An 8,678-nucleotide genomic window follows, 5' to 3' on the forward strand; every position below is an offset into this window, starting at 1 on the left:
GGGCTTCTGCGTGCGAACGGATTCGTTCTGAGTATCTTGGCAAGTTCCGCAGTATCCTAGGGGCTGTTAGTGCTGTCAAGCACGCTCAAAGGTCTGGCAACGGTGTGGTAAAAAATGGCGGAACATGATTGAAATTGACAAGGTCAACAAATGGTACGGCGACTTCCAGGTACTCGCCGATTGCAGCACGCACGTGGCCCGCGGCGACGTCGTGGTGGTGTGCGGGCCGTCCGGCTCCGGCAAGTCGACCCTGATCAAGACCGTCAACGGCCTCGAGCCGGTGCAGGAGGGTGTGATCCGGGTCGACGGCGTGACGGTCACCGACCGCAAGACCGACTTGCCCAAGCTGCGCGCGAAAATCGGGATGGTGTTCCAGAACTTCGAGTTGTTCCCGCACCTGTCGGTGCGCGAGAACCTGACGCTGGCCCAAATCAAAGTGCTGGGGCGGGCGAAAGGGGAGGCCATCGAGCGCGGCCTGACATACCTGGACCGCGTCGGCCTGCTCGCGCACCAGGACAAATTCCCGGCCCAGCTCTCGGGCGGCCAGCAGCAGCGCGTCGCCATCGCGCGCGCGCTGGCGATGGACCCGGTGGCGATGCTGTTCGACGAGCCGACTTCCGCGCTCGACCCGGAAATGATCGGCGAAGTGCTGGACGTGATGGTGGGCCTGGCCCAGGACGGCATGACGATGATGGTCGTGACCCACGAAATGGGTTTCGCGCGCAAGGTCGCGGACAGGATCGTGTTCATGGACCACGGCCGTATCGTCGAGGACAGCCCGAAGGACGCCTTCTTCACCGCCCCGCGCTCCGAACGCGCCCGCGAGTTCCTCGCCAAGATCATCCATTGACCGGACCGGACCGGGCCGGTCTTGCCATCCTGCACACACTGTAATGTCACAGGTACCAGCGCGGCGCACCATCCCCTATACAGGTAAAATGACGCCGTCCCGCAATCCGAGAGCCGCCATGTCCACCATCGAGATCCCGCAATCCATCACCATCATCCGTCCAGACGACTGGCACCTGCACCTGCGCGACGGCGCGGCGCTCGCCAGCGTGCTGCCGCACACCGCGCGCCAGTTCGCGCGGGCGATCGTGATGCCGAACCTCAAACCCCCGGTCACCACCGCCGCCGACGCGCTGGCCTACCGCGACCGCATCCTGGCCGCGCTGCCTGAGGGGATGCGCTTCGAGCCCCTGATGACGCTCTACCTGACCGACAACACGGACCCCGACGAGATCCGGCGCGCCCAGGACACCGGCTTCATCCACGCCGTCAAACTCTATCCGGCGGGCGCCACCACGAATTCGGACGCCGGCGTCACCGACCTGCGCAAGTGCTACAAGACCCTGGAAGTGATGCAGGAAATCGGCATGCCACTGCTGGTGCACGGCGAAGTCACCGACAACGACATCGACCTGTTCGACAGGGAGGCCGTCTTCATCGAGCGCGTGATGCGTCCGCTGCGGCGCGACCTGCCGGCCCTCGCCATCGTCTTCGAGCACATCACGACCAAGGATGCCGCCCAGTACGTGGCCGAAGCCGAAGGCCCGATCGCGGCGACCATCACCGCGCACCACCTGCTGTACAACCGCAACGACATCTTCCGCGGCGGGATTCGTCCGCACTATTACTGCCTGCCGGTCCTGAAGCGCGAGGAACACCGCCTGGCACTGGTAACGGCCGCCACCAGCGGCGACGAGCGCTTCTTCCTCGGCACCGATTCGGCCCCGCACGCGATCGGCGCGAAAGAGTCGAGCTGCGGCTGCGCCGGCTGCTACACGGCACTGCACGCGATGGAGCTGTACACGGAAGCCTTTGCCCAGGCCGGCGCGCTGGACAAACTCGAAGCGTTTGCCAGCTTCAACGGCCCGGCCTTCTACGGCTTGCCGAGGAACGAAGGCACGATCACGCTGACCCGCGAATCGTGGCACCTGCCGGCCACCGTGCCCATGGGGGACAACGACCTGGTGCCGCTGAACGCGGGAGAGCGTATCGAATGGAAGATGCTGTAAGTGGCAGCTGAGCTTCTGCAGATCGATTGGTCGCGTCCCTGGTATGACGCCGTGCGTCCCGCTTATGAAACCCTCGCCCTGGATGGCGAGGATTTCGTGGCTGCCTTCAACCGGCAGGCCGCGCTGCTGGCGCTGCGCAACCACCGGGACCTGGCCGTGAGCTTCGTGCCGCAGGAGTCGCTGCCTGAAGGAACGGGCTACGAGGAGTTCATCAGCGCCACCGGCAAGGTGCCCACGCGCGACAACCTGCATGATTTTTTTAATGGCCTGGTGTGGCAGACTTTTCCTTTAATTAAAAGCGAGCTGAACGCCCTGCAGGCGGCGCAGGTCGCGGCGGCCGGGGGCGTCAGCAAAGCGCGCGGTCCGGCGCGCGACGCCGCCACCATTTTTGACGAGAACGCGGCGCTGCTGGTCGTGCGCGCCTCAAGTGCAGGCCGCGCGCTGGTCGACGAATTGCGTGCGCATTGCTGGGACGCGGCGCTGTTCGAAAAGCGGGCCATGTTCGGCCCTGACGCGCAGCTCTGGCTGTTCGGCCACGCGCTGATGGAAAAGCTGGTTGCGCCGCGCAAGCCGATCACTGCCCACACCCGCATCGTGTTCGCGCAGGATGACTATTTCGCATGTGAACCTGCCGCCCGCCGCGCATGGATCGACGCCACGGTAGCGCAGCTGCTGCGCGAAGAGGGTTTGAACACGGCGAGCTTCACGCCGCTACCGGTACTCGGCGTGCCGGGCTGGTGGCCGGACCAGGACCAGGCCTTTTATCTGGACACAAGCGTGTTTCGCCCGAGGCGGACACAAAGCCGGGCGGCTTGAAAGGAGGGGCAATGTCTGAACCGATTCGCTGGGGTATCCTCGGCACGGGCAAGATCGCGCGCGCGTTTGCCACCGCGCTGCAGGATGTGCCCGATGCCGTGCTGGCCGGCGTTGCTTCGCGCAGCCCGGAAAAAGCCGAGTCCTTCGCCGCCGAGTTCCATGCCGGCGCGGCCTACGGTTCCTATGAAGAACTGGTCGCTGCCGACGGCATCGACCTGGTCTACGTCGCCACACCCCATCCGCAGCATGCCGGGAATGCCTTGCTGGCGCTCGGCGCCGGCAAGGGCGTGCTGTGCGAGAAGCCGTTTACGATGAACCGGGTTCAAGCCGAACAGGTCGTCGCACGGTCGCGCGCAAAGGGGCTGTTTCTGATGGAGGCGATGTGGACGCGCTTCATGCCGGCGCTGGCCGAGGTCAAGCGTCTCATCGCTCTTGGGGAAATCGGCAGCGTGCACCAGGTCGTGGCCGACTTCGGTTTTACGGCGACTTTCGGCCCCGAGCACCGCGTCTTCAACCCGGAACTGGGCGGCGGCGCGCTGCTCGACCTTGGCATCTATCCGCTGTCGATCGCCGCCAGCCTGCTCGGCCCCGTCGTCGAGGTCAAGGCGCAGGCCGAGATGGGGCCGACCGGCGTCGACGTGCAGACCGGTTTCACCCTGAAGCATGAGGACGGTGGCATGTCGGTCTGCAGCTGTTCGTTCCAGGCGCGCACGCCGGGCGAACTGACGGTGTCGGGGTCGCGTGGCCACATCCGCATGAACACCATGTTCCACCGCGCGCGTTCGGTCACGGTGGCGCTCGATGACGGCAGCACGCGCACGATCGACACGCCGTATCTCGGCAATGGTTATGTGCATGAAGTGATCGAGGCGCAGCGCTGCTGGCGCGAAGGGCTGATCGAAAGCCCCGGCATGACGCACGCGGAAACGCTGGCGCTGATGGGCGTGATGGACGAGATCCGGCGCCAGATCGGGCTGGTCTACGCGGCTGACCGTTAGCGGTGAAAGCGCAAGGCCATGCGGGGTATGCATGTTGACAACATATCGTGTCAGGTGAATACTCGGCAGGCTGCTGTCGAATCCACCTTGCCCGAGCCTTCCATGCATATCCTGCGCACCGCCATTCTCGCCGCTTGCTTCCTGTCTTTCTCAGCCCACGCAGCGCCGGTTCCCGTTCCCGCTGAAAAGATGGCCTATGTCGGCGACTGGCAAGGCCAGGACATGCGCCTGCAACTGGCCAAGGACGGCAAGGTCAAGTACAAACGCGACCGGCCAAATAAAAAGATGGACCTGAGCCTCGATTTGCAGGGTTTTGACGGCGACAACTTCGATGTCGGCGTCACGCTCGTGCGCTCCACCTTTGTCGTCAGCAAGCCGCCGCACCGCGTTGGCGGCAAGTGGAAGATGACGGTCGATGGAGTGGAGCTGACGCGGGTCGATTGAGCCGCGTAATCCGGAACGGATGTGCTTGACCCTACACCTTCAGGAATTCCTCGCGACCGCCCAGCCAGCGCGCCAAATGCGCATCGACAATCTCCATGTTCGCCGGCGTCTCGTTCTCCAGCAAGCCCGCCGCGATATCGCGCGCGTGCTCGACTAACCACTGGTCGGTCTCCAGATCGGCAAAGCGCAGCATCGCCTGTCCCGACTGGCGCGCACCCAGGAATTCACCGGGTCCGCGGATCTCCAGGTCGCGCCGCGCAATTTCAAAACCGTCGGTAGTCTCGCGCATCGTCAGCAATCTCTGCTTGGCCACCTGGCCGAGCGGGCTCTGATACAGCAGCAAACAGACGCTGGCCGCCGAGCCGCGCCCGACGCGCCCGCGCAGCTGGTGCAGCTGCGACAAACCAAAACGCTCGGCGTGTTCAATCACCATCAGCGAGGCGTTCGGCACGTCGACGCCCACTTCGATGACGGTGGTCGCCACCAGCACGTGTACCTCGCAGGCTGTGAACGCATCCATCACCGCCTGCTTTTCAAACGGCTTCATGCGCCCGTGCACCAGTCCCACCTGCAGGTCGGGCAGGGCTTCGGCCAGCGTCTCGTAGGTTTCGGTGGCGGTTTGCAGTTGCAGCGCTTCGGATTCTTCGATCAATGGACACACCCAGTACGCCTGGCGGCCTTCGAGGACCGCCGCGTGCACGCGCTCGATGACTTCGTCGCGCCGGTTCTGGTCGATCGCGCGGGTAACGATCGGGGTGCGTCCCGGCGGCAGCTCGTCGATCACCGACACCTCAAGATCGGCGTAATAGGTCATCGCCAGCGTGCGCGGGATCGGTGTCGCCGACATCATCAATTGGTGCGGCACCAGGCCGTCGCTGCCCTTGTTGCGCAAGGTCAGGCGCTGGCCGACGCCGAAGCGGTGCTGCTCGTCGACGATGACCAGACCCAGCTTGGCGAACTGCACCGTGTCCTGGATCAGCGCGTGGGTGCCGATGACAAGTCGTGCTTCGCCCGATTCGACCATCTCGTTCGCCGCCGTCTTGTCCTTCTTCTTCAGGCTGCCCGTCAGCCAGGCGACTTTCACGCCGAGCGGCTCCATCCACGCCGCGATCTTTCTGAAATGCTGCTCGGCCAGGATTTCGGTCGGCGCCATCAGCGCGGCCTGGTAGCCGCTGTCGATGGCTTGTGCGGCGGCCAGGGCCGCGACCACGGTCTTGCCGCTGCCGACGTCGCCCTGCAGCAGGCGCTGCATCGGGTAGCCCTCGCGCAGGTCGGCGCGGATCTCCTGCAGAACCCGTTGCTGGGCGCCGGTGAGCGAGAAGGGCAGGGCGCCAAGCAAACCTTCGGACATGCGGCCCATTGCGCGCAGGTGTGGCGCGCCCTTGTCGCGCCGTGCGCGCTGGGCACGCTTGAGCGAGAGCTGCTGCGCCAGCAGTTCGTCGAATTTCATGCGCGTCCAGGCCGGATGCGATTTTTCCATCAGCGCGTATTCGTCGGCATCGACCGGCGGATAGTGCAGCAATTTGACGGCCGGCTCGAAGTCGATCAGGTCCATCTGGCGGCGAATCAAGGGTGGCACGGTGTCGGTCCAGTCCACGCGCCGCATCGCTTCCGCAATCGCGCGGCGCAGGATCGGCTGCGACAGGCCCTCTCCCGACGGGTACACCGGCGTGAGCGAGGTCGGCAGCGGTGCGTTTTCGTTCACGACCTTATACGTCGGGTGCACCATCTCGGCGCCGAAAAAGCCGTGCTTGATCTCGGTACGCGCGCGCACGCGCACGCCCTCGGAGAGCTGCTTGACCTGGCTGCCGTAGAAATTCATGAAGCGCAGCAGCAGTTCGCCGCTGTCGTCGGCAATCGTCACCAACAGCTGGCGCCGCGGTTTCAGGCTGATCTCGTTCTTGATGACGAGGCCCTCGACCTGCGCGACATGGCCGCCGCGCAGGCAGGCTTCGCGGATCGGCACGATTTTCGTCTCGTCCTCGTAGCGCAGCGGCAGGTGCAGGATCAGGTCCATGTCGCTGCGCAGGCCGAGCTTGGCGAGCTTGGTTTGTGTCGTTTTCGGGGCGGGTGGGGTTTTGGGAGCGGGCATGGATGCAGCAAATTGGCTTGGGCTGGCGTAAAATAGAAGGTTCGCCGCACTACTTGGGGCCATATTGTACGGCTGCCAGCACCCATTTTCCCAGAATTGACCAGAATGTATTCGCTTTCCGACTTCGATTTCGATTTGCCCCCCGAGCGCATCGCGCAATTGCCACTGGCAAGCCGCAGCGCTTCACGCCTGCTGCAGCTCGATGGCGAGCAGATCCTTGACCGCCATTTCGCCGACATCCTCGACCAGTTACAAAGCGGCGACCTGCTGGTGATGAACAACACGCGCGTTTTAAAGGCACGCTTTTTCGGCGTGAAGGAAACCGGTGGCCAGGTCGAGGTGCTCGTTGAGCGTGTCCTCGACAACCGCACCGTGCTGGCCCAGGTGCGGGCGTCGAAGTCGCCGAAACCCGGCAACCGGATCCGCCTGGCCGATGCCTTCGATGTCACCACGGGCGAGCGCGCCGGGGAATTTTTCACCTTGCACTTCGAGGGCGACGTGTTCGAGCTGATCGAAGCGCATGGCCGCCTGCCGCTGCCGCCGTATATCGAGCACACCGCCGACGAATTCGACGAGCAGCGTTACCAGACGGTGTACTCCAAAGAACCGGGCGCCGTCGCCGCGCCCACCGCCGGCCTGCATTTCGATCAGCCCCTCCTCGACAAGCTCACCGCGAAGGGCGTGAATTTCGCCTATGTCACGCTGCACGTGGGCGCCGGCACTTTCCAGCCGGTGCGCGTGGAAGACCTGTCGGCGCACCAGATGCATACCGAGTGGTACACGATTGCGCAAGACGCGGTCGATGCCGTGCGCGCCGCGCGAGCGGCCGGCCGCGATGTGGTCGCAGTCGGCACCACGTCCTTGCGCGCGCTGGAGTCGGCCTCGCAAACGGGCGAGCTAGTTGCCGGCAGCGCCGACACGGCCCTGTTCATCACGCCCGGCTATCAATTCAAAACGGTCACGCGCCTGATCACGAATTTCCACCTGCCGAAGTCGACGCTGCTGATGCTGGTGTCGGCCTTTGCCGGCTACGCCGAGATCCGCAAAGCCTATGCCCATGCGATCGCCAACGAATACCGCTTCTTCAGCTACGGCGACGCCATGCTGCTCACCACACAATCACGTCAATAACATCCGATGCTCGAATTTACGCTCCTTAAAAAAGACACCAGCGGCTTGTCGCACGCGCGCCGCGGCCGCCTCACCGTCAACCACGGCACCATCGAAACGCCGATCTTCATGCCGGTCGGGACCTATGGTTCGGTCAAAGCGATGGACCCGGTCGAACTGAAGACGGTCGGCTCCCAGATCATCCTCGGTAATACTTTTCACCTGTGGCTGCGCCCGGGCGTGGAAGTGTTGAACAAGCTCGGCGGCCTGCACGGCTTCATGGGCTGGGACAAGCCGATCCTGACCGACTCCGGCGGCTTCCAGGTGTTTTCGCTGGGCGCGATGCGCAAGATCACGGAAGAGGGCGTGACGTTTGCCTCGCCGATCGACGGCTCGCGCAGATTCCTGTCGCCGGAAGTATCGATGCAGATCCAGCGCGCGCTGAACTCGGACATCGTGATGCAGTTCGACGAATGTACGCCCTACGAAATCGACGGCCGCGCGGCAACCGCCGAAGAAGCGGCCAAGTCGATGCGCATGTCGCTGCGCTGGGCCCAGCGCTCGATGAACGAATTCAAGGGTGGCGGGAACCCGAACGCGCTGTTCGGCATCGTCCAGGGCGGCATGTACGAACACTTGCGCGACGAATCGCTGGCGGGTCTGGAAGACATCGATTTCCCGGGTCTGGCCATCGGCGGCCTGTCGGTGGGTGAGCCGAAGGAAGACATGAAGCGCATCCTGGCCCACGTCGGCCCGCGCCTGCCGGAAAACAAGCCGCACTACCTGATGGGCGTCGGCACGCCGGAAGACCTGGTGGAGGGTGTGGCGAATGGCGTCGACATGTTCGACTGCGTGATGCCGACCCGGAACGCCCGTAACGGCTGGCTGTTCACGCGCTTTGGCGATGTGAAGATCAAGAACGCGCGCTACAAGGAAGACACGGGACCACTGGACGAGTCCTGCGACTGCTACTGCTGCAAGAATTTTTCACGCGCGTATTTGCACCACCTGCACCGCTCGAACGAGATCCTGGGGGCGCGGCTGAATACGATTCACAATTTGCACTATTACCTGAAGCTGATGCAGGAGATTCGCGATGCGATCGATGCGGATGGGTTTCACGCGTTTCGCTTGACCTTCGCCACCGACCGGGCGCGCGGCGTATAAAGAGTCGGTGTGTACAAAAAAGCGCGGCTTTTC

8 protein-coding genes are annotated in these 8,678 nt (G+C 64.0%); 7 read left to right on the forward strand and 1 reads right to left on the reverse strand.

The features are described 5' to 3' along the window. Window positions 1-124 precede the first annotated feature (124 nt). The 5 genes from ACHAC9_RS22615 to ACHAC9_RS22635 all read left to right on the forward strand — a co-directional run bounded on the left by ACHAC9_RS22615 (window position 125) and on the right by ACHAC9_RS22635 (window position 4,276). Complete coding sequence (locus ACHAC9_RS22615) at window positions 125-850, forward strand: amino acid ABC transporter ATP-binding protein (protein ID WP_435763728.1); 726 nt, start codon at window positions 125-127, stop codon at window positions 848-850. A gap of 118 nt (window positions 851-968) precedes the next feature. Next, window positions 969-2,018, forward strand: coding sequence for a dihydroorotase (gene pyrC / locus ACHAC9_RS22620; protein WP_435763730.1), 1,050 nt, complete (start codon window positions 969-971; stop codon window positions 2,016-2,018). Continuing rightward, on the forward strand, window positions 2,019-2,834 hold the full coding sequence (locus tag ACHAC9_RS22625; protein WP_435763732.1) for a DUF3025 domain-containing protein: 816 nt from the start codon (window positions 2,019-2,021) through the stop codon (window positions 2,832-2,834). It abuts the gene before it with no gap. Window positions 2,835-2,845: 11 nt separating this feature from the next. Continuing rightward, on the forward strand, window positions 2,846-3,832 hold the full coding sequence (locus tag ACHAC9_RS22630) for a Gfo/Idh/MocA family protein (RefSeq protein WP_435763734.1): 987 nt from the start codon (window positions 2,846-2,848) through the stop codon (window positions 3,830-3,832). Window positions 3,833-3,934: 102 nt separating this feature from the next. Further along, complete coding sequence (locus ACHAC9_RS22635) at window positions 3,935-4,276, forward strand: hypothetical protein (RefSeq protein ID WP_435763736.1); 342 nt, start codon at window positions 3,935-3,937, stop codon at window positions 4,274-4,276. Between the two features lie 31 nt (window positions 4,277-4,307). On the opposite strand, the gene recG is transcribed toward ACHAC9_RS22635, so the two are convergent. After that, entirely contained in the window at window positions 4,308-6,368 is a 2,061-nt protein-coding gene (recG, locus tag ACHAC9_RS22640; protein ID WP_435763738.1) for an ATP-dependent DNA helicase RecG, read from the reverse strand. A 105-nt stretch (window positions 6,369-6,473) separates the two neighbouring features. On the opposite strand from recG, the gene queA reads away from it, so the two are divergent. After that, window positions 6,474-7,499, forward strand: a complete 1,026-nt coding sequence (queA, locus tag ACHAC9_RS22645; protein ID WP_435763740.1) for a tRNA preQ1(34) S-adenosylmethionine ribosyltransferase-isomerase QueA — start codon at window positions 6,474-6,476, stop codon at window positions 7,497-7,499. Between the two features lie 6 nt (window positions 7,500-7,505). Continuing rightward, entirely contained in the window at window positions 7,506-8,645 is a 1,140-nt protein-coding gene (gene tgt / locus ACHAC9_RS22650) for a tRNA guanosine(34) transglycosylase Tgt (RefSeq protein WP_435763742.1), read from the forward strand. The last annotated feature ends 33 nt before the right edge of the window (window positions 8,646-8,678 follow it).

Source organism: Massilia sp. CMS3.1 (assembly GCF_051262535.1).
GTDB lineage: Bacteria > Pseudomonadota > Gammaproteobacteria > Burkholderiales > Burkholderiaceae_D > Telluria.